This is a genomic window from Pseudomonas sp. CMR5c (assembly GCF_003850545.1).
GTDB lineage: Bacteria > Pseudomonadota > Gammaproteobacteria > Pseudomonadales > Pseudomonadaceae > Aquipseudomonas > Aquipseudomonas piscis.
In genome coordinates, this window is the sequence record NZ_CP027705.1 from 137,578 (window position 1) to 161,030 (window position 23,453).

Sequence of the window (23,453 nt, forward strand, 5' to 3'; positions counted from 1 at the left end):
AATCGTCACGGCGCTTGCTGTCTGCCGGGGCCTGGCCACCGCTGGCGAGCGGCGGTGGCCAGGAGCCGATCAGCTGTTGTTGTGGTCGATCTTGATGGTCGGATCGCTGCCGGCGATCAACGAGTTGATGCTGGCATTGGACCAGTTGTTGCCTTCCAGCTTGATCGTCACGTCGGCGTTGGCCAGGCCGCCGGCGGCGTTGAGCTTGCCTTCGGAGCTGACCTGCAGGGTCGAGACCCCGTCCACGGTGGTGATCTTGAGGAAGTTGTCGATGGTGCTGGCGCTTTCGCCCTGCAGCAGGTCCCGCAGGTCGATCCGGTCACCCTCGCTGGCCTTGAAGTCCTTGATCACGTCGTTGCCAGTGTCACCGGCCTTCCAGACGAAGGTATCGGCTCCCGAACCGCCGATCAGGATGTCGTTGCCCTGGCCGCCGATCAGAGTGTCGTTACCGGTGCCGCCCAGCAGGATGTCATTGCCCTTGCCGCCGTCCAGCAGGTCGTTGCCGCCCTGGCCGAAGAGAATGTCATTGCCGGCGCCGCCCAGCAGCGTGTCGTTGCCGTCGTGGCTGCCAGATACATCGAACTCGGTGTAGTGCTCGGTGATGTACTGGTGCACGTTGCTGGCGCTGACCTTGCTCACATCGACCCCGGTCTGCTTGGCCACATAGGCCTGCATGGCCTGGTAGCCCTCGCCGGCCACACCGTTGAAGCTCACCAGGTCGCCGAACAGGATGTCGTTGCCATTGCCGCCGCTGATGGTATCCGCACCCGGCATGGTGGCCTCGGTATGGCCGATGATCGAGTTGGCCAGGTCCTTAGGATCGATATTGGTCTGCGGCTTGCCATCGGTGTCGTACGGCTTGAGGTCGTTGAGGCTGACCCCGTTGTTCAGGCCGATGGCCTCCACTTCCGACAGCTTGCTCAACAACGCGAAGCCGGAATTGGAGTTGTTGGTGGTGTACCAGTCGGTGCTGTTGCCGGAACCGTCCCGGTACGACAGCTCGTAGGTGCCGTCGCCCTGGGCGTGCACGGTGCCCAGCTCCCTGGCGCTCCAGTAACCCCCGCCCCAGCCGGTATTGATATAGGTCTGCAGGGTCAGCGTACCGTTGCTGCTCACGCTGTAGGCGTGGGTGTTGTCCAGGTACGTGGTATTGATGGTGTCGCCCAGCTTGTAGTTGTTGACGTTGATCAAGTCATCGAGCTTCGGACCGCCGCTGTAGAGCGTCGGGTTGGTTTGCTCGCCGGCCTGGTAGTAGGTCGGCTTGCCGTCGGTGATGAAGTACGTCAGGTTCTTGGCATTGGTGTTGCTGGTGGCCTGGTTGCTCTGGAAGAAGTTGGCCGTGGCCTTGAACACGTCCTCGTAGTTGGTACCGCCGCCGGAGCTCATAGAGTCCAGCACGGCCTTGAGCTGGTTCAGGGCGTTCGGGTCATTGAGGTTCACCGACACCGTCTTGTTGACCTGGGTGTCGAAGTCCGCGAGGAAGATGTTCACCGTGCCCGAACCGGCGCCGCCAATGCTGTTCTTCAGGGTGTTGAACACCGCGGTCAGGGATTCCTTGGCTGCGGCGATGGACGAGCTGCTCATGCTGCCCGAGCTGTCCACCATGAAGGCGATGTTGTAGTTGGTGCCCGGGACCACGGTCAGGCCACCGATGTCGGCGACCACGATGTCGTTGCCTTCGGTGCCGGTGAAGGTGTCGTCGCCGGAAGTGCCGACCACCGGGTTGTATACGGCCGGGTAGACCTTGACCGGGATCTGCGCCGAGGTGCTGGCTGAACCGCCCAGGGACTCGGTGGAGGTCGACGTCACATTGAGGTTGAACGTGCCGTTGTAGTAAGGCGGCGGAGTGACCGTCAGGCTGCCCAGGTTCCAGCCGGTGACGTTGGCTTCGCCGGAACTCGCGGTCACGGTGAAGCTGTGGCCGGCGCCGTCGCTCAGGACCGAGCCTTCAGGCATCCCGCTGATCTTCACGCTCAGGGTTTCCGAACCATCGGTATCGGTCAGGGCGGTGGTGATCTTCGACACCTTGACGCTGCCACCTTCGGCACCTTCATTGAGCTTGTAGCCGTCGTAGTAGCCTTCACCGTTGCTGCCATGCAGCTCGGAAAGGGTGACGCCGGCATTGTTCAGCGCGGTCTCGTTGGGGTACATCGGGATGTTGGCGCTGTTCAGGTCGACTGCCGCACCGCCATTGACCGACAGGTTGACGTCGTAGCTCCCCGGGCCGCTCTGGTTGGCATGGTAGATGTCCAGGGTGTAGTAGCCGCTGGTGGTCGGGGTGAACGAGCCGCTGATACCGCCACCCGAGCCCCACAGTGCGGTGGCCACGTTCTTGCCGCCAATGGTGATCAGCAGGCTGTCGTCGCCGGTACCACTGAAGCTGTAGGTCTTGCCGGCCTCGAGGTAGATCAGTCCGGAAGTTTTCGAACCGCTGCCACCTGCGACGCTGCCATCGGACTGGGCATTGGTCACCGTCGTGCTGCTGGTCGGTTTGCCGGAGTTGTCGAACACCGCCTTGAGCGCGTCGCCGGTAATGCCGTTGCCGTTGGTTCCCAGGCCGTTGAGGCTGGTCCAGGTCTCTTTGAGCAGGCCGACGGAGTTCACATTGTTGTTTGCCACGCCCAGGCTCGGTGCATCGGCCACCGGAGTGATGTCGATGTTCACCGTGCCGGTGTTGCCCAGGGCCTGGCCGTCGGTGGGCTGGAACTTGATCTGCGCGTAATCCGCCTGCTGGTTGCCCACGCCGTTGCCGCCGTAACCATTGGTGCCGGATTCATTGGCATCAGGCGTGAAGCGCAGCTTGCCGGCATCGATATCGGCCTTGCTGAAGGTCTGGTTGTTGGCCACGTCCTTCCAGGTCGAACCGTCGAGGTACTGCAGCTTGCCGTCGCTCGGCAGCTGGGTGATCTTCACGCCGAGGCTGGACGCCGGGCTGTCGACATCGCTGACGCCGAAGTTGTTCCAGGTCAGGGTCAGCGCGGTGTCTTCGGTACCGGTCACTGCGCCGCCGGTGGCTACCGGAGCATCGTTGACCGCCACCACGTTGACCGTGGTGGTGGCGACGTTGGAGTAGTTGCTGCCATCGGTCACGGTCACGGTGATGGTCCGTGGCGTGGTGCTCGGATCTTCACTGTTGTTGGTGAAAGTGATGTTCTTGATCTGCTGCATGTAGTCGGCCAGGGTCGCGTTGCCCGACAGGGTCAGCGTGATCGAACCGTCTTTGCTGTTGGCGTTGATCGTGATGCCGTTGACGCTGTTGCCCAGGTTCAGCGAGTCCCCGGGCTGACGGTTGGTCAGCACGATGGTGGCGCCGGTGAGCATGGTGCTGTCCGGATCGGTGATGCTCAGGTCGGTATCGGCGATCGACACGCCAGGGCCGCTGGTGCCCTCGGTGAAGGTGACCTTGTAGTCGGCGCCGGTGGCACCGCTGGAGTTGTTGGCATCCAGGTCGATGACCGGCGGCGCGTCGTTGTCGATGATCGAGGTGGTGACGCTACCGTTGGTGCCGCTGACCACCAGTTTTTCGAAGTTGCCGCCAGTGGCCGAGTCGATCTTGACCACGAAGTTTTCCGTGCTCTCGGTGATCTTGTCGTCGATGGTCGCCACGTTGAAGGTGGCGCTGCTGGCGCCGGCCGGGATCTTCACGGTGTAGACGCCGGTGAAGTCCGAGCCGTCGGTGGCCGTGCCGCTGTAGCTGATCTTCAGGGTGACTTCGGTTTGCGCCGGGTGGGTCAGGCTCACGGTGTAGCTGGCGGTCTGGCCCTCGACCACCGAAGCGCTGCCGGTGATGCTGACCGACGTGGTGTCGATGGTATCGGTGACGTTGGTCACGGCCGGGGTGGTGTCGGTGACCAGCTTCTCGAAGTTGCCACCGGTAGCGCCGCTGATGCTGGCGTTGACCTTGCCGGCGTCGATGTACACGTCATCGGCTGGCGCGGCGACGGTCACGGTGCCGGTGGTCTTGCCCGCGGCGATGGTGATGACGGCGCCGTTGTTCAGGGTCACGGTCACCGGCGTGCCGGCGGCGTTGCTCAAGGTGGCGGTGTAGACGATCGAGCCGCCCTCGGCCACGGTGCCGGTAGCGCTGAGGCTGAGGGTCGTGGTGTCGACGGTATCGGTCACGGTGGTATTGACCGGAGTCTTGTCCCCTACGAGTTTCTCGTAGTTACCGCCGCTGACGTCGGTGATCGAGTTGGTCACGGAGCTATGGCCGATCAGGGCATCGTTCGGGGCCGTGATACTCACCGAGCCAGTGCTTTCGCCAACCGGGATGGTGATCTTCTCACCATTGGCCAGGGTGACGGTCACCGGCGAACCGGTGACCGGCGCGGTCACGGTGGCGGTGTAGGTGATGGTTCCGCCTTCGGCCGCCGAAGACGTGGCCTTGAGGGTCACGGTGGAGGTATCGATGGTATCGGTGACATCGGTCACGGCTGGCGTGGTGCTTGGGACCAGCTTCTCGAAGTTGCCGCCTTCGGCTTTGGTGATGGTCGCTTCGACCTTGCCAGCATCCTTGTACACATCGTCGGCCGGAGCCGGAACAGTGACGGTACCGGTGGTCTTGCCGGCACCGATCGTGATCACTGCGCCGTTGCTCAGGGTCACGGTGACGGGAGTGCCGGCAGCGTTGGTCAGTGTCGCGGTGTAAGTGATCTGGCCACCTTCAGCCACGGACGGTGTAGCTGTCAGCGACAGGTTGGTGGTGTCGATGGTGTCGGTCACGGTAGTGCTGACCGGTGTTTTATCAGCGACCAGGTTCTCGTAGTTACCGCCGCTGACATTGGTAATCGAGTTAGTGACGGAAGAGTGACCAACCAGGGCATCGTTTGGTGCAGTGATGTTGATCGAGGCGGTGGTCTCACCGACTGGGATGGTGATCTTTTCACCATTGGCCAAAGTGACAGTCACAGGCGAGCCGGTAACTGGCGCAGTCACGGTGACGGTGTAGGTGATCTGTCCACCTTCAGCGGCCGATGGGGTCGCCTTCAACGATACGGTGGAGTCATCGATGGTGTCAGTGACGTTGGTGACGGCTGGAGCTGGGTTGGTTACCAAGTTCTCGAAGTTGCCGCCTTCAGCCTTGGTAATGGTCGCTTCGACCTTGCCCGCGTCTTTGTACACATCATCTGCCGGGGCAGGGACGGTCACGGTGCCAGTGGTTTTACCGGCTTGGATGGTGATTACGGCACCGTTGCTCAGGGTCACGGTGACCGGAGTACCGGCAGCGTTGGTCAGGGTGGCGGTGTAAATAATGGAGCCGCCTTCAGCCACGGTTCCGGTGGCCGAAAGGCTGAGGCCAGTGTCATCAACGGTATCGGTGACGTTGGTGTTAACCGGCGTTTTATCGGCGACCAGGTTCTCGTAGTTACCGCCATTTACGTCAGTGATCGAGTTAGTGACGGAACTATGGCCAACCAAGGCGTCGTTCGGAGCGGTGACGTTGATCGAGGCAGTGGTTTCACCGACTGGGATGGTGATCTTCTCGCCATTGGCCAGGGTCACTACGACCGGCGAGCCAGTCACTGGGGCAGTGACAGTCACTGTGTAGGTGATTTGGCCACCTTCAGCCGCCGAAGGAGTCGCCTTGAGCGACACCGTCGAATCATCGATGGTGTCGGTCACGTTGGTGACGGCTGGCGCAGGGTTGGTAACCAGGTTCTCGAAATTACCGCCTTCGGCCTTGGTAATGGTCGCTTCGACCTTGCCGGCGTCCTTGTACACATCATCTGCCGGGGCAGGGACGGTTACGGTACCAGTGGTTTTACCCGCTTCGATGGTGATGACAGCACCGTTGGACAGAGTCACGGTAACCGGAGTGCCGGCAGCGTTGGTCAGTGTCGCGGTGTAGGTGATCTGGCCACCCTCAGCCACAGTTCCAGTAGCGGAGAGACTGAGGCCGGTGTCATCAACAGTGTCAGTGACGTTGGTATTCACCGGGGTCTTATCGGCGACCAGGTTCTCGTAGTTACCACCACTCACATCGGTAATGGAGTTGGTCACGGAAGAGTGACCAACCAGCGCATCGTTTGGTGCAGTGATGTTGATCGAGGCGGTGGTTTCACCAACCGGAATAGTGATCTTTTCACCATTGGCCAAAGTGACGGTCACAGGCGAGCCAGTCACTGGGGCAGTGACGGTCACGGTGTAAGTGATCTGGCCACCTTCAGCTGCCGAAGGAGTCGCCTTCAACGATACGGTGGAGTCGTCGATGGTGTCAGTGACGTTGGTGACGGCCGGCGCTGGGTTGGTAACCAGGTTCTCGAAGTTGCCGCCTTCAGCCTTGGTGATGGTGGCTTCAACCTTGCCGGCGTCTTTATAGACGTCATCGGCAGGAGCCGGAACGGTGACGGTACCGGTGGTTTTACCCGCCTCGATGGTGATCACCGCGCCGTTGCTCAAAGTCACGGTCACCGGAGTACCGGCAGCGTTGGTCAGGGTGGCGGTGTAAATAATGGAACCGCCTTCGGCGACAGTCCCGGTAGCGCTCAAGCTCAGACCGGTGTCATCAACAGTGTCAGTGACGTTGGTATTCACCGGGGTCTTATCGGCGACCAGGTTCTCGTAGTTACCACCACTCACATCGGTAATGGAGTTGGTCACGGAAGAGTGACCAACCAGCGCATCGTTTGGTGCAGTGATGTTGATCGAGGCGGTGGTTTCACCAACCGGAATAGTGATCTTTTCACCATTGGCCAAAGTGACGGTCACAGGCGAGCCAGTCACTGGGGCAGTGACGGTCACGGTGTAAGTGATCTGGCCACCTTCAGCTGCCGAAGGAGTCGCCTTCAACGATACGGTGGAGTCGTCGATGGTGTCAGTGACGTTGGTGACGGCCGGCGCTGGGTTGGTAACCAGGTTCTCGAAGTTGCCGCCTTCAGCCTTGGTGATGGTGGCTTCAACCTTGCCGGCGTCTTTATAGACGTCATCGGCAGGAGCCGGAACGGTGACGGTACCGGTGGTTTTACCCGCCTCGATGGTGATCACCGCGCCGTTGCTCAAAGTCACGGTCACCGGAGTACCGGCAGCGTTGGTCAGGGTGGCGGTGTAAATAATGGAACCGCCTTCGGCGACAGTCCCGGTAGCGCTCAAGCTCAGACCGGTGTCATCAACAGTGTCAGTGACGTTGGTATTCACCGGGGTCTTATCAGCGACCAGGTTCTCGTAGTTACCACCACTCACATCGGTGATGGAGTTGGTCACCGAAGTGTGGCCAACCAGCGCGTCGTTTGGCGCGGTAATGTTGATCGAAGCGGTGGTTTCACCAACCGGGATGGTGATCTTTTCACCATTGGCCAAAGTGACAGTCACAGGCGAGCCGGTAACTGGCGCGGTCACGGTGACGGTGTAGGTGATCTGTCCACCTTCAGCGGCCGATGGGGTCGCCTTCAACGATACGGTGGAGTCATCGATGGTGTCAGTGACGTTAGTGACAGCTGGCGCAGGGTTGGTCACCAGGTTTTCGAAGTTACCGCCTTCGGCCTTGGTAATGGTCGCTTCGACCTTGCCAGCATCTTTATAGACGTCATCGGCAGGAGCCGGAACGGTGACTGTACCGGTGGTCTTGCCCGCTTCGATAGTAATCACCGCGCCGTTAGACAGCGTTACGGTGACTGGAGTACCAGCAGCGTTGGTCAGTGTTGCGGTGTAGGTGATCTGGCCACCCTCAGCCACAGTTCCAGTAGCGGAGAGGCTGAGGCCAGTGTCATCAACGGTATCGGTGACGTTGGTATTCACCGGGGTTTTATCGGCGACCAGGTTCTCGTAGTTACCGCCACTTACGTCAGTGATCGAGTTAGTGACGGAGCTATGGCCAACCAAGGCGTCGTTCGGAGCGGTGACGTTGATCGAGGCAGTGGTTTCACCGACTGGGATGGTGATTTTTTCACCATTGGCCAAAGTGACAGTCACAGGCGAACCAGTCACAGGTGCAGTGACGGTCACGGTGTAGGTGATCTGTCCACCTTCAGCGGCCGATGGGGTCGCCTTCAACGATACGGTGGAGTCATCGATGGTGTCAGTGACGTTGGTGACGGCCGGCGCTGGGTTAGTCACCAGGTTCTCGAAATTACCGCCTTCAGCCTTGGTGATGGTCGCTTCGACCTTACCGGCATCCTTGTACACATCATCGGCAGGCGCAGGAACAGTGACTGTACCGGTAGTCTTACCCGCTTCGATGGTGATCACAGCACCGTTGGACAGAGTCACGGTAACCGGAGTACCGGCAGCGTTGGTCAAGGTGGCGGTGTAGGTGATCTGGCCACCTTCGGCGACCGTACCAGTAGCACTCAAGCTCAGACCAGTGTCATCAACAGTGTCAGTGACGTTGGTATTCACCGGCGTTTTATCGGCGACCAGGTTCTCGTAGTTGCCACCGCTCACATCGGTGATGGCGTTGGTGACAGAGCTATGGCCAACCAGCGCATCGTTTGGTGCAGTGACGTTGATCGAAGCAGTGGTTTCACCGACTGGGATGGTGATTTTTTCACCATTGGTCAACGTGACGGTCACAGGCGAACCGGTGACTGGCGCGGTCACGGTGACGGTGTAGGTGATTTGGCCACCTTCGGCCGCCGAAGGTGTTGCCTTCAGCGTCACCGTCGAATCATCGATGGTGTCGGTCACGTTAGTGACAGCTGGCGCCGGGTTAGTCACCAGGTTCTCGAAGTTACCGCCTTCAGCTTTGGTGATGGTCGCTTCGACTTTTCCAGCATCTTTATAGACGTCGTCAGCCGGAGCCGGAATGGTCACGGTGCCAGTGGTCTTGCCCGCTTCGATAGTAATCACCGCGCCGTTAGACAGCGTTACGGTGACTGGAGTACCGGCAGCGTTGGTCAGGGTGGCGGTGTAAATAATGGAGCCGCCTTCGGCGACAGTCCCGGTAGCGCTCAAGCTCAGACCGGTGTCATCAACAGTGTCAGTGACGTTGGTATTTACCGGGGTCTTATCGGCGACCAGGTTCTCGTAGTTACCGCCAGTCACGTCAGTGATCGAGTTAGTGACGGAAGAGTGACCAACCAAGGCGTCGTTTGGCGCGGTGACGTTGATCGAAGCAGTGGTTTCACCGACTGGGATGGTGATCTTTTCACCATTGGCCAAAGTGACAGTCACAGGCGAGCCGGTGACTGGCGCGGTCACGGTGACGGTGTAAGTGATTTGACCGCCCTCAGCCGCCGAAGGTGTTGCCTTCAACGACACGGTCGAATCATCGATAGTGTCGGTAACTTCAGTAACAGCCGGAGTTGTACTCGGCACCAAGTTCTCGAAGTTGCCGCCCTCGGCTTTGGTGATAGTGGCTTCGACTTTGCCGGCATCTTTGTAGACGTCATCTGCCGGTGCTGGAACGGTTACGGTACCGGTGGTCTTGCCCGCCTCGATAGTAATCACCGCGCCGTTGGACAGAGTCACGGTAACCGGAGTACCGGCAGCGTTGGTCAAGGTTGCGGTGTAAACAATGGAACCGCCTTCGGCGACCGTACCAGTAGCACTCAAGCTCAGGCCAGTGTCATCAACGGTATCGGTGACGTTGGTGTTAACCGGCGTTTTATCGGCGACCAGGTTTTCGTAGTTACCGCCAGTCACATCGGTGATCGAGTTGGTGACGGAGCTATGGCCAACCAGCGCGTCGTTCGGTGCAGTAACGTTGATCGAGGCAGTGGTTTCACCGACTGGGATAGTGATCTTTTCACCATTGGCCAGGGTTACGGTCACAGGCGAGCCGGTAACTGGCGCGGTCACGGTGACGGTGTAAGTGATTTGACCGCCCTCAGCCGCCGAAGGTGTTGCCTTCAACGATACGGTGGAGTCGTCGATGGTATCAGTGACGTTGGTAACGGCTGGGGCTGGATTGGTAACCAGATTCTCGAAGTTGCCGCCTTCAGCCTTGGTGATGGTGGCTTCAACCTTGCCGGCGTCTTTATAGACGTCATCGGCAGGCGCCGGAACAGTGACGGTACCGGTGGTTTTACCCGCTTCAATGGTGATGACAGCACCGTTGGACAGAGTCACGGTCACCGGAGTACCGGCAGCGTTGGTCAAGGTGGCGGTGTAGGTGATCTGGCCACCTTCGGCGACCGTACCAGTAGCGCTCAAGCTCAGACCGGTGTCATCAACAGTGTCAGTGACGTTGGTATTCACCGGGGTCTTATCAGCGACCAGGTTCTCGTAGTTACCACCACTCACATCGGTGATTGAGTTGGTCACCGAAGTGTGACCAACCAGTGCGTCGTTTGGAGCAATGACGTTGATCGAGGCGGTGGTTTCGCCCACTGGGATGGTGATTTTTTCACCGTTAGCCAGGGTTACGGTCACAGGCGAGCCGGTAACTGGCGCAGTCACGGTTATGGTGTAGGTGATCTGTCCACCTTCAGCGGCCGATGGGGTCGCTTTCAACGATACGGTGGAGTCGTCGATGGTGTCGGTTACGTTAGTGACCGCTGGCGCCGGGTTGGTAACCAGGTTCTCGAAATTACCGCCTTCGGCCTTGGTAATGGTCGCTTCGACCTTGCCGGCGTCCTTGTACACATCATCTGCCGGGGCAGGGACGGTTACGGTACCAGTGGTTTTACCCGCTTCGATGGTGATGACAGCACCGTTGGACAGAGTCACGGTAACCGGAGTACCGGCAGCGTTGGTCAGTGTCGCGGTGTAGGTGATCTGGCCACCCTCAGCCACAGTTCCAGTAGCGGAGAGACTGAGGCCGGTGTCATCAACAGTGTCAGTGACATTGGTGTTAACCGGGGTCTTATCGGCGACCAGGTTCTCGTAGTTACCACCACTCACGTCAGTGATGGAGTTGGTCACCGAAGTGTGGCCAACCAGCGCGTCGTTTGGTGCAGTGATGTTGATCGAGGCGGTGGTTTCGCCCACTGGGATGGTGATCTTTTCACCATTGGCCAGGGTCACTACGACCGGCGAGCCAGTCACTGGCGCGGTCACGGTGACGGTATAGGTGATTTGGCCACCTTCGGCTGCCGAAGGCGTTGCCTTCAACGATACGGTGGAGTCATCGATGGTGTCGGTGACGTTGGTGACGGCTGGCGCAGGGTTGGTAACCAGGTTCTCGAAATTACCGCCTTCGGCTTTGGTGATGGTCGCTTCGACTTTACCGGCGTCTTTGTACACATCATCGGCAGGCGCCGGAACGGTGACTGTACCGGTGGTTTTGCCTGCTTCGATGGTGATGACTGCACCATTACTCAAGGTCACAGTCACTGGCGTACCAGCAGCGTTGGTCAAGGTAGCGGTGTAAACAATGGAACCGCCTTCGGCGACCGTACCAGTAGCGCTCAAGCTCAGGCCAGTGTCATCAACGGTATCGGTGACGTTGGTATTCACCGGGGTCTTATCGGCGACCAGGTTCTCGTAGTTACCACCACTCACATCGGTGATGGAGTTGGTGACGGAGCTATGGCCAACCAGCGCATCGTTTGGAGCGGTAATGTTGATCGAAGCAGTGGTTTCACCGACTGGGATGGTGATTTTTTCACCGTTAGCCAGGGTTACGGTCACAGGCGAGCCGGTGACTGGGGCAGTGACAGTCACGGTGTAAGTGATCTGTCCACCTTCAGCCGCCGAAGGTGTTGCCTTCAGCGTCACCGTCGAGTCATCGATGGTGTCGGTCACGTTAGTGACGGCCGGCGCAGGGTTGGTCACCAGGTTTTCGAAGTTACCGCCTTCGGCTTTGGTGATGGTGGCTTCGACTTTACCGGCATCTTTGTAGACGTCGTCTGCCGGAGCCGGAACGGTCACGGTGCCAGTGGTTTTACCGGCTTCGATGGTGATTACGGCGCCGTTAGACAGCGTTACGGTGACTGGGCTGCCCGCGGCGTTGGTCAGGGTTGCGGTGTAAACAATGGAACCGCCTTCTGCCACGGTTCCGGTAGCGGACAGGGTCAAACCAGTGTCATCAACAGTGTCGGTAACGTTGGTGTTAACCGGGGTCTTATCGGCGACCAGGTTCTCGTAGTTACCGCCACTTACGTCAGTGATCGAGTTAGTGACGGAAGAGTGACCAACCAGGGCGTCATTAGGTGCAGTGACATTGATCGAGGCAGTGGTTTCACCGACTGGGATGGTGATTTTTTCACCATTGGCCAGGGTGACGGTCACAGGCGAACCCGTCACTGGAGCGGTCACGGTGACGGTGTAGGTGATCTGTCCACCTTCAGCTGCCGATGGGGTCGCTTTCAACGATACGGTGGAGTCGTCGATGGTGTCAGTGACGTTGGTGACCGCTGGCGCCGGGTTGGTTACCAGATTTTCGAAGTTGCCACCTTCGGCTTTGGTGATGGTCGCTTCGACTTTACCGGCGTCTTTGTAGACGTCATCTGCCGGTGCTGGAACGGTTACGGTACCGGTGGTCTTGCCCGCCTCGATAGTAATCACCGCGCCGTTGGACAGAGTCACGGTAACCGGAGTACCGGCAGCGTTGGTCAGGGTTGCGGTGTAAACAATGGAACCGCCTTCGGCGACCGTACCAGTAGCGCTCAAGCTCAGGCCAGTGTCATCAACGGTATCGGTGACGTTGGTATTCACCGGGGTCTTATCGGCGACCAGGTTCTCGTAGTTACCACCACTCACATCGGTGATGGAGTTGGTGACGGAGCTATGGCCAACCAGCGCATCGTTTGGAGCGGTAATGTTGATCGAGGCGGTGGTTTCACCGACTGGGATGGTGATTTTTTCACCGTTAGCCAGGGTTACGGTCACAGGCGAGCCGGTGACTGGGGCAGTGACAGTCACGGTGTAAGTGATCTGTCCACCTTCAGCCGCTGAAGGTGTTGCCTTCAACGATACAGTCGAGTCATCGATGGTGTCGGTCACGTTAGTGACCGCTGGCGCAGGGTTGGTCACCAGGTTTTCGAAGTTACCGCCTTCGGCCTTGGTGATGATCGCTTCGACTTTGCCAGCATCCTTGTACACATCATCTGCCGGGGCAGGGACGGTTACGGTACCAGTGGTCTTGCCCGCCTCGATAGTAATCACCGCGCCGTTGCTCAGGGTCACGGTGACCGGAGTACCAGCAGCGTTGGTCAGTGTCGCGGTGTAAGTGATCTGGCCACCCTCAGCCACAGTTCCAGTAGCGGAGAGACTGAGGCCGGTGTCATCAACAGTGTCAGTGACGTTGGTATTCACCGGGGTCTTATCGGCGACCAGGTTCTCGTAATTGCCGCCGCTCACATCGGTGATGGCGTTGGTGACAGAGGTGTGGCCAACCAGGGCGTCGTTTGGAGCAGTGACGTTGATCGAGGCGGTGGTTTCGCCGACTGGAATGGTGATTTTCTCGCCATTGGCCAGGGTCACTACGACCGGCGAACCTGTAACGGGTGCAGTGACAGTGACGGTGTAGGTGATCTGTCCACCTTCAGCCGCCGAAGGTGTTGCCTTCAACGATACAGTCGAGTCATCGATGGTGTCGGTCACGTTAGTGACCGCTGGCGCAGGGTTGGTCACCAGGTTTTCGAAGTTACCGCCTTCAGCTTTGGTGATGGTGGCTTCGACTTTGCCAGCATCCTTGTACACATCATCGGCCGGAGCCGGAACGGTCACGGTGCCAGTGGTCTTGCCCGCTTCGATAGTAATCACCGCGCCGTTAGACAGCGTTACGGTGACTGGAGTACCAGCAGCGTTGGTCAGTGTTGCGGTGTAGGTGATCTGGCCACCCTCAGCCACAGTTCCAGTAGCGGAGAGACTGAGGCCGGTGTCATCAACAGTGTCAGTGACGTTGGTATTCACCGGCGTTTTATCGGCGACCAGGTTCTCGTAATTGCCACCACTCACGTCAGTGATGGCGTTGGTCACCGAAGTGTGGCCAACCAGCGCGTCGTTTGGTGCAGTGATGTTGATCGAGGCGGTGGTTTCACCGACTGGAATGGTGATTTTTTCACCATTAGCCAAAGTGACAGTCACAGGCGAGCCGGTAACTGGCGCGGTCACGGTGACGGTGTAGGTGATTTGGCCACCTTCGGCTGCCGAAGGAGTCGCCTTGAGCGACACGGTCGAATCATCGATGGTGTCAGTGACGTTGGTGACGGCTGGCGCAGGGTTGGTAACCAGGTTCTCGAAATTACCGCCTTCGGCTTTGGTGATGGTGGCTTCGACTTTACCGGCGTCTTTGTACACATCATCTGCCGGGGCAGGGACGGTCACGGTACCGGTGGTTTTACCCGCTTCAATGGTGATTACGGCGCCGTTGCTCAGGGTCACGGTCACCGGAGTACCGGCAGGATTGGTCAGTGTCGCGGTGTAGGTGATCGAGCCACCTTCAGCCACGGTGCCGGTGGCACTCAAGTTCAGCCCAGTATCGTCGATGGTGTCGGTAACCGTGGTCACCGCCTTGTCGGGGTTGGCAACCAGGTTCTCGAAGTTGCCGCCATCGGCCTTGGTGATGCCGACTTCAACCTTGTCGCCATTCTTGTAGACGTCATCGGCTGGTGCCGGGACGTTGATCGAGCCGCTGGACTTGCCCGCCTCGATGGTGATGACCGAGCCGTTGGACAAGGTGATGGTCACCGGGGTCTGCGCCGGGTTGGTCAGGGTTGCGGTGTAGGTGATCTGCCCGCCTTCGGTGACACTGGCATCGGCGGTCAGGGTTACCGTGGTGGTGTCGATGGTATCGGTGATCTGGGTCACCGCCGGGTTCGGATCGACAGTGACCTGCAGGCCACCGCCGCCGGTGGTGCCGGTGACGCTTACGCTGATCTGGCCCGGGTCGATATAGACGTTGTCCTGGGGCGCCATGGGCACCTGCACGGTCCCGGTCAGCTGGCCGGCGCTGATCACGATGACCGCGCCATTGGACAGGGTGACGCTCAGGTCAGTCAGCGGAGCCTGGGTCACGGTGGCAGTGTAGACCAGGGTGCCACCGGCTTCGGTGATGGTCGGGGTGGCGTTGAGGGTCAGGGTGGCCGGACGCAGGCTATCGCTGCCGCTGCCATTGGTGGTGCCATTGCTGTTGGCCAGGCCGCCAAAGTTGTTGTCCAGGGCCGAAGTGGCCCGGCCCAGGCCTGCGGTCGGGAAGCCGATGGTAGGGTCTACCCGGCCGGCGGTTTCCTGCAATTGGACGAAGCTATGGCCGCCCCCGGCATTACCCCCGGTACCGGCAGCGGTCGGGCCGGCGGCAGTGGCTTCAAGGTCGGTGGTCGGGTCGACGCCGGCGGCGATGGCCTGCTGCAGTTCTTCGACCGAAGGCGCGGCTTGCGCGGCGGCCTGGGCCAGGTCGGCGCCAGAGTCCGGAGCGGCACCGCTCCATTGAGTGTCGCGCCCCAGGTCGAGCGTACGGCCATCGGTCAGCTCCAGGCTGACAGCGCCTGCTGGGCCGGTATCCACCTGGTCGCCCACGAACAGGCGGTCACCCTCGATGAGTACACGCCGGATCCCTTCCGGGGATACCACGAAAACTTGACCGACAATGCTTTTGACGATGGCAACAACACTGCTCATTAAGGACTCTCCGGTGTACCGCTCATTCGACTTCCATGTACCGGCTCGGGCGCTGGCCGCAGCTCAGTCTGGGGGTACATTGCTGTGTATTTGGGAACGGGTAATTGACAGGTGGATTGTCAATATTTTGGCTATATTCTTTCGAGATTAAGTTTATGCCAAACTATTGACCTTATGGGTGCCATCCTAAACAATCGCTCTATTAATGTCACATTGATATTCACGCGGTAACCTGACTTGAAGTATGTGAACCAGTTCTTAGTTTGAACTTTCCGACAGACGGTCGTTGTGGTTGTAGTCATTCGATGTGGTTCCACGTTCTGACGTGAATCTGGACATACCGTCCGAGGAAATTTCTTACCATGCGTTTTCACCTGTTCAAGGCCCTGCCCTTCGCTCTTGCCGCCAGTTTCGTACAGGCGCAGACACTCCCTGAAGCCATGCAGAAAGCACTGGATGTGCACCCGGAAATCCAGGCCGGTGTGAACAGCCGTCTGGCTGCCGATTACCAATTGAAAGCCGCCAAGGGGGGTTACCTGCCCCGTGTCGACATGCTCGCCGGCTATGGCCGTGAAGGCACAGATAACCCCACTACTCGCGCGGGTAGTGGCAGCAATCACTGGGAAAGCATGACCCGTGGTGAGTCAAGTTTACGTCTTCAGCAGATGGTTTTTGACGGTTTTGCCACCTCCAGCGAGGTTGGGCGTCAACAAGCCACCGTCAACTCCCGGGCCTATTCTCTGCTGGGCACCTCCGAGCGCACCGGCCTGACCGTGGCTCAGGTGTACCTGGACGTGTTGACCCGTCGCCAGTTCGTCCAACTGGCCGAAGACAACCTGCGCAACCACGAACGTATCTACGATCAGATCAAGCTGCGCACCCAGCGTGGCGTAGGCAGCGGCGCCGACCTCGACCAGGCCGAAGCGCGCCTGGCCCAGGCCCGCAACAACCTGATCACCGAGCAGACCAACCTGGCCGACGCCCAGACCAACTACCTGAGTGCGGTAGGGGAACTGCCCGACCAGCTGGAGCGTCCTGCCAGCTTCATGGCGATGATGCCGGCCAACCTCGACGAGGCTCGCCGCCAGATGCTGGAGAACAGCCCGATCTTGCGTTCGGCCGAGTCCGATATCGTGGCGGCCGAGAAGCAGTACGAAGCGGCCAAGTCGGCGTTCTACCCACGTTTCGATGCGGAACTGGGACGCACCGCGGACAACGACCTGGACGGCCAGAACGGCCACAACAACGAATGGCAGGCCATGCTGCGCATGCGCTTCAACCTGTTCGCCGGCGGCAGCAACAAGGCTGACCTGGAATCCAAGGCCTACCAGTCGAACCAGGCCCTGGATATCCGCAACAATGCCCTGCGGGTGCTGAACGAAGAGCTGGGCCTGGCCTGGAACGCCATGAACAACGCCAACTCCCAGGTGCCGATCGCCCAGGAATACGTCGATCGCAGTACCGCGGTGCGTACCGCCTACCAGAAGCAGTTCAGCCTGGGCGAGCGTACCTTGCTGGACTTGCTCGACAGTGAAAACGAACTGTTCACCGCTTCCCGTCGCCTGGCCGAGATCAAGAACATTCAGTTATTTACTCAGTATCGAATCAAGGCGACCATTGGCGAGTTGCTCAAGAGCCAGGGAGTGGTCGCACCCATGGCTTCCGTCGTGCAGAACGACGTGAAGCCCAAGGTCCAGCTGCCTGGGATGAATTGAGCTAACTTCATCCTTATAGCCAGCCAAGAGTGTCGAGAGTGGAATCAGAAGTCCGTCGAGTGCAGCTCCATCATGATCCACGCGGTATGCATGACGACCCTTTGCTGGACGGTTTGCTGACCCTCTGCTTCTTGCACCAGAAGCCCGCCAGCGCGGCAATGCTGACCACCGGCCTGCCATTGCCGTCCCAGCGCCTGAGCGCCGCGCTGCTGCCTCGCGCAGCGGCCCGGGCCGGGCTCCAGGGCCGCGTCCTGCGGCGCAAGCTGGAACAGATCCCGAGCATCGCCATGCCCGCCCTGCTGTTGCTCAAGGACGGCCGCAGCGCCGTGCTGCTGGGCTGGCAGGGCGATGACCAGGCGCGGCTGTTGCTCAGCGAGAGCGATGGCGGCGAGGTCTGCGTCAACCGCGAGCTGCTGGCCGACGACTATATCGGGCAGGTGTTCTTCGCCCAGCCCCAGCACAAGTTCGACGTCAACCACGGTTCGCTGATCCCTCGGGCTCGCTCCTGGTTCCGCGATACCCTCAAGCGCTCGCGCTGGCTGTACATCGATGCCGTCGCCGCCAGCCTGCTGATCAACATCATCGCCATGGCCGCGCCGCTGTTCGTGATGAACGTCTACGACCGGGTGGTGCCCAACCAGGCGACCGCGACCCTGTGGATGTTGTCCATCGGCATCATCGGTGCCTATGTCTTCGACCTGATCCTCAAGGGCTTGCGCAGCCTGTGCCTGGACCTTGCCGGGAAGAAGACCGACCTGATCATCTCCGCCACGCTGTTCGAGCGCATCGTCGGCATGGCCATGAAGTACCGGCCCCCGCGGGTCGGCAGCTTCGCCCAGAACATCCATGAGTTCCAGAGCCTGCGGGACTTCCTTGCCTCGCTGACCCTTACCAGTCTCATCGACCTGCCCTTCACCCTGCTGATCTTCCTGGTGATCGCCATCCTCGGCGGGCACCTGGTGTGGATCCCGGTGCTGGCCTTCCCCATCGCCCTGGGTATCGGCTATGCATTGCAGAAGCCCCTGGTGGCGACCATGGAGAAGACCATGGCCCTGGGCGCCGAGCGCCAGTCGAGCCTGATCGAGACCCTGGCCGGGCTGGATGCGGTCAAGGTCAACAACGCCGAGAGCGAGCGCCAGTACCAGTGGGAGCAGACCATCGGCACCCTCAGCCGCCTCGAGCTGCGGGTCAAGATGCTCTCCAGCCTGGCGATGAACATCACCCTGCTGATCCAGCAGCTGGCCGGGGTGGTGATGATCATCTTCGGCGTGTACCAGATCATCGACGGCAACCTCAGCATGGGCGGCCTGATCGCCTGCTACATGCTCAGCGGCCGGGCCCTGAGCCCGCTGGCTTCGCTGTCCGGCCTGCTGACCCGCTACCAGCAGGCCCGCGTCACCATGACCTCGGTGGACCAGATGATGGAGCTGCCCCAGGAGCGCAACTTCGGCGAGCGTCCGCTGAGCCGTAGCGTGCTGCAGGGCGCCATCGAATGCCGGCAGCTGAACTTCACCTACCCGGGCCAGCAGAATCCGGCGCTGAAGAACATCAACCTGGTGATCAAGCCGGGCGAGAAGGTCGGCATCATCGGCCGCAGCGGCTCGGGCAAGAGCTCCCTGGCCAAGTTGCTGGTGGGCCTCTACCAGGCCGACTCCGGAGCCTTGCTGGTGGACGGCGTGGACATCCGCCAGATCGACGTCAGCGAGCTGCGCCACAACATCGGCTACGTGCCCCAGGACATCCAGCTGCTGGCCGGCAGCCTGCGCGACAACCTGACTTCCGGCGCCCGCTACGTCGAGGACGAGCTGGTGCTGCAGGCCGCCGAGCTGGCTGGGGTCCACGAATTCGCCCGCCTGCATCCCCAGGGGTACGAGCTGCAAGTTGGCGAGCGCGGGCAGAACCTGTCCGGCGGCCAGCGGCAGAACGTCGCCCTGGCTCGCGCCCTGTTGCTCAACCCGCAGATCCTGCTGCTCGACGAGCCCACCAGCGCCATGGACAACACCGGTGAGGAGCGCTTGAAACAGCGCCTGGAAGCGGTGGTGCAGACCAAGACCGTGGTCCTGGTGACCCATCGGGCCTCGCTGTTGTCGTTGGTCGACCGGCTGCTGGTGGTCGACCGTGGGCAGATCCTGGCCGATGGTCCGAAAGCAGTGGTCATGGAAGCGTTGAAGAAGGGGCAGATCAGTGTTGCTTAAGCCGGAAATCAGGGACTCGATCCGCCGTTATTTCAAGGGCAGCGATTCCCTCCAGGGGCAGCCGCTGCCCGAGGTCAACAAGGCCCTGATCGAAGATACGCCACGGGTCATCCGCCTGACCATCTGGGGCATCATCGCCTTCTTCCTGTTCATGCTGCTATGGGCCAACTTCGCGGTGATCGACGAAGTGACCAAGGGCGAGGGCAAGGCGATTCCTTCCTCCAAGGTGCAGAAGATCCAGAACCTTGAAGGCGGGATCGTTGCCGAGCTGTACGTCAAGGAAGGCCAGGTGGTGGAGGCCGGTGCGCCGCTGATCCGCCTGGACGACACGCGCTTCCAGTCCAACGTCGGCGAGACCGAGACCGTGCGCCTGTCCATGCTGCTGCGGGTCGAGCGCCTGAGCGCCGAGGTGGAGGAGCGTCCGCTGAATTTCCCCGAGGAAGCGCTGCGGGATGCCCCGGGCCAGGCGGCCAGCGAGAAATCCCTGTACGAGAGCCGGCGCCAGCAGCTGCATGACGAGATTGGCGGCATGCAGGAGCAACTGATCCAGAAGCAGCAGGAGCTGCGCGAATTCAACTCCAAGCAGGCGCAGTACCGCCAGCAACTGGGCCTGCAACGCCAGGAAATCAACATGTCCGAGCCGCTGGTGGCCCAGGGCGCGGTGTCGCCGGTGGAAGTGCTGCGGCTCAAGCGGGCCGAGGTCGAGACCCGTGGCCAGCTGGACGCCACTACCCTGGCGATTCCCCGCGCCGAGTCGGCGATCAAGGAAGTGCAGCGCAAGATCGACGAAACCCGCGGCAAGTTTCGCAGCGAGGCCCTGACCCAGCTCAACGAGGCCCGCACCGAACTGAACAAGGCCAGCGCCACCGGCAAGGCCCTGGAGGACCGGGTCAGCCGGACCATGGTCACAACGCCGGTGCGCGGCATCGTCAAGCAGTTGATGGTCAACACCATCGGCGGGGTGATCCAGCCGGGCAGCGACATGGTGGAAATCGTGCCGCTGGACGACACCTTGCTGGTGGAAGCCAAGATCCGTCCCCAGGACATCGCCTTCCTGCACCCGGGGCAAGAGGCGATCGTCAAGTTCAGCGCCTATGACTACACCATCTACGGCGGTCTCAAGGCCCGCCTGGAGCAGATCGGCGCCGACACCATCACCGACGAAGACAAGAAGACCACCTACTACATGATCAAGCTGCGTACCGAGCGCAGCCACCTGGGCAGTGACGACAAGCCGCTGCTGATCATCCCCGGGATGGTGGCCTCGGTGGACATCATCACCGGCAAGAAGAGCATCCTCAGCTACCTGCTCAAGCCGATCATCCGCGCCCGCGCCGAAGCCCTGCACGAACGCTGATCCCTTCCCTGCACCATGCTCGTTCGCCGGACGGCCCTTCGGGGCCGCCTGTCCCGGCAAGCCGTGGCGTGGGTTGATCCCGCTCAGGATCGCGACCCGCAAGCCTGCTAGGATTGCGTTCCAGTCATCATCGATCAGTCATGAGTGCTCAACATGCAACTTCCGGACATGAATCTCCTCGTGGCCCTCGACATCCTGCTGGACGAGGGCAGCGTGGTGGGCGCCGCGCGCCGCATGAACCTCAGCCCGGCGGCCATGAGCCGGACCCTGACGCGAATCCGCGAAGCCCTGGGCGATCCGGTGCTGGTGCGCGCCGGGCGCGGCCTGGTGCCGACGCCCAAGGCCCTGGAACTGCGGGCCCAGGTGCATGATCTGGTGGAGCAGGCAGCACTGGTGTTCCGTTCGGCGGACACCATCGATCTCGCCTCGCTGCAGCGACGCTTCAGCGTGCGTGCCAACGACTTCTTCGTCGGTGTCTACGGTGGCCGCCTGATCGATATCCTGGAGCGCCACGCGCCGCTGTGCGAGCTGCGCTTCGTCCCCGAAGGCGATGGCGATGACGAGGCCCTGCGCGAAGGACGGATCGACCTGCGCATCAGCAATACCCGGCCCCTGAGCCCGGAAGTGAAGGTGCAGAACCTGTTCACCACCAATTTCGTCGGACTGGTGCGCGAAGACCACCCGGTGCTGGCCGAAGAGATCACCGCCGAGCGGTTTGCCGCCTATCCCCACATCAGCATGTCCCGCCGTGGCATCGCCCGTGGGCCGATCGACGTGGCGCTGGCCGAGCAGGGGCTCAAGCGTCGGGTGCCGATGATCGCTCCGGGCTTCCACGCCGCAATGTTCATGCTGCCGGACTCGGACCTGATCCTGCCGGTGCCCAAGGAGACCCAGTTCAGCGTTCGGCGCCTGGGGCTACGGCTGCGCTCCTTCGTTTTGCCGATCTCCCTGCCGACCCTGATCCTCACCCAGTCCTGGCACCCGCGCTACGACAAGGACCAGGCCCACAAGTGGTTTCGCGAAGTGGTCCGCACCTGCTGCCACGAGACCTGGAAGCAAGCCCAGCAGGGTGGCTGAAGCAGGGGCGCCGATCATTGCGTTTGGTGCATTTATTAAGTTCCGATAAGTCAGTTTTCGTCAGCACTGGCTGTTCATAAACTGCTCTGGTATTTCCTTACCTGGAGCAGTACGTCCATGAGTTCCCTCGCTGTCGCTGCGCCTGCTTCGGTCGAAGCCGCCAGCAAGCCGGCAGCCCCTCCTGCGCAAACCTTCGGGCTGCGGATCGTCATCGGCCTGGTGGGTGTCCTGCTGGCGGTGCTGGTCTCCGGCCTCAACGAGATGGTGACCAAGATCGCCCTGGCGGATATCCGCGGCGCGCTGTTCATCGGCTATGACGAAGGCACCTGGCTGGTGGCCTGCTACACCGCCACCTCGGTGGCTGCCATGGCGTTCGCGCCCTGGTGTTCGGTGACCTTTTCCCTGCGGCGCTTCACCCTCTGTGCCATCGCGCTGTTCACCCTGCTGGGGATCTTGTGTCCCTTCGCCCCCAACTACGAGAGCCTGTTGCTCCTGCGGACCCTGCAAGGCCTGGCCGGCGGCGCCTTGCCGCCGATGCTGATGACCGTGGCCCTGCGTTTCCTGCCGGCCAACATCAAGCTCTATGGCCTGGCCGGCTATGCCCTGACCGCCACCTTCGGCCCGAGCCTGGGCACGCCGCTGGCGGCGCTGTGGACCGAGTACGTGGGCTGGCGCTGGGCCTTCTGGCAAGTGGTGGTGCCGTGCCTGCTGGCCATGGCGGCGGTCGCCTACGGCCTGCCCCAGGACCCGCTGCGCCTCGAGCGTTTCAAGCAGTTCAACTGGCGAGGCCTGCTGCTGGGCTTCCCGGCGATCTGCATGCTGGTGATCGGCATCCTGCAGGGCAATCGCCTGGACTGGTTCGAGTCGCCATTGATCACCCTGTTGCTCGGAGGCGGCCTGATCCTGCTGGTGCTGTTCATGATCAATGAATGGTCGCAGCCGATTCCCTTCTTCAAGCTGCAGATGCTGGGCATCCGCAACCTGTCGTTTTCCCTGCTGACCCTGGCCGGGGTGCTGGTGGTGCTCACCGCGGTGATCATCATTCCGTCTGCCTACCTGGCCCAGGTCCAGGGCTACCGGCCGTTGCAGACGGCGCCGGTGATGCTGGTGATGGCCTTGCCGCAACTGATCGCCCTGCCGCTGGTGGCGGCCCTGTGCAACCTGCGCTGGGTCGACTGCCGCTGGGTGCTGGGGATCGGCCTGGGCATGCTGACCCTGTCGTGCCTGGGCGGTACGCACCTGACTTCGGTATGGATCCGCGACGATTTCTATGTGCTGCAACTGCTGCAGATCTTCGGCCAGCCGATGGCGGTGCTGCCCTTGCTGATGCTCGCCACCGGCAGCATCGCACCGGTGGAGGGGCCTTTCGCCTCGTCCTGGTTCAACACGGTCAAGGGCCTGGCGGCGGTGATCGCCACCGGGGTCCTGGACGTGCTGACCACCCACCGCCTGCACCTGCACTCCACCATGCTGGTGGACAGCCTGGGCAACTCGCCCCTGGTGGACGACCGGGTGCCCGGCCTGGCCGCGCGCCTGCACCAGCAGGCGGTGGTCCTGACCTCCGCCGACCTCTATTTCTGCATGGCAGGGGTGGCCGCTGCGCTGATCCTGCTGATTTTCTGGCTGCCGACGCGGATCTATCCACCGCGGGCGCCTGTTTGAACGCTG

The 23,453-nt window shown here is 61.0% G+C and carries 6 protein-coding genes; 5 read left to right on the plus strand and 1 reads right to left on the minus strand.

All coding sequences use genetic code 11. The features are described 5' to 3' along the window. Window positions 1-69 precede the first annotated feature (69 nt). Complete coding sequence (locus tag C4K40_RS00695; protein WP_124421251.1) at window positions 70-15,441, minus strand: LapA family giant adhesin; 15,372 nt, start codon at window positions 15,439-15,441, stop codon at window positions 70-72. A gap of 362 nt (window positions 15,442-15,803) precedes the next feature. On the opposite strand from C4K40_RS00695, the gene C4K40_RS00700 reads away from it, so the two are divergent. From C4K40_RS00700 to C4K40_RS00720, 5 genes are all read left to right on the plus strand, one after another. Further along, window positions 15,804-17,156 carry a TolC family outer membrane protein gene (locus C4K40_RS00700; RefSeq protein WP_022643250.1) on the plus strand — a complete coding sequence of 451 codons (1,353 nt, stop codon included), beginning with the start codon at window positions 15,804-15,806 and terminating at the stop codon, window positions 17,154-17,156. A gap of 38 nt (window positions 17,157-17,194) precedes the next feature. Continuing rightward, window positions 17,195-19,351, plus strand: a complete 2,157-nt coding sequence (locus tag C4K40_RS00705) for a type I secretion system permease/ATPase (protein ID WP_053132927.1) — start codon at window positions 17,195-17,197, stop codon at window positions 19,349-19,351. Continuing rightward, window positions 19,341-20,708, plus strand: coding sequence for an HlyD family type I secretion periplasmic adaptor subunit (locus tag C4K40_RS00710; protein WP_022643252.1), 1,368 nt, complete (start codon window positions 19,341-19,343; stop codon window positions 20,706-20,708). The genes C4K40_RS00705 and C4K40_RS00710 overlap by 11 nt, the downstream gene beginning before the upstream one ends. Before the next feature lie 153 nt (window positions 20,709-20,861). Beyond that, window positions 20,862-21,785, plus strand: coding sequence for a LysR family transcriptional regulator (locus C4K40_RS00715; RefSeq protein WP_031321296.1), 924 nt, complete (start codon window positions 20,862-20,864; stop codon window positions 21,783-21,785). Between the two features lie 117 nt (window positions 21,786-21,902). Further along, window positions 21,903-23,447 (plus strand): MFS transporter, encoded by a 1,545-nt coding sequence (locus C4K40_RS00720; protein ID WP_053132924.1) that lies wholly within the window; start codon window positions 21,903-21,905, stop codon window positions 23,445-23,447. The last annotated feature ends 6 nt before the right edge of the window (window positions 23,448-23,453 follow it).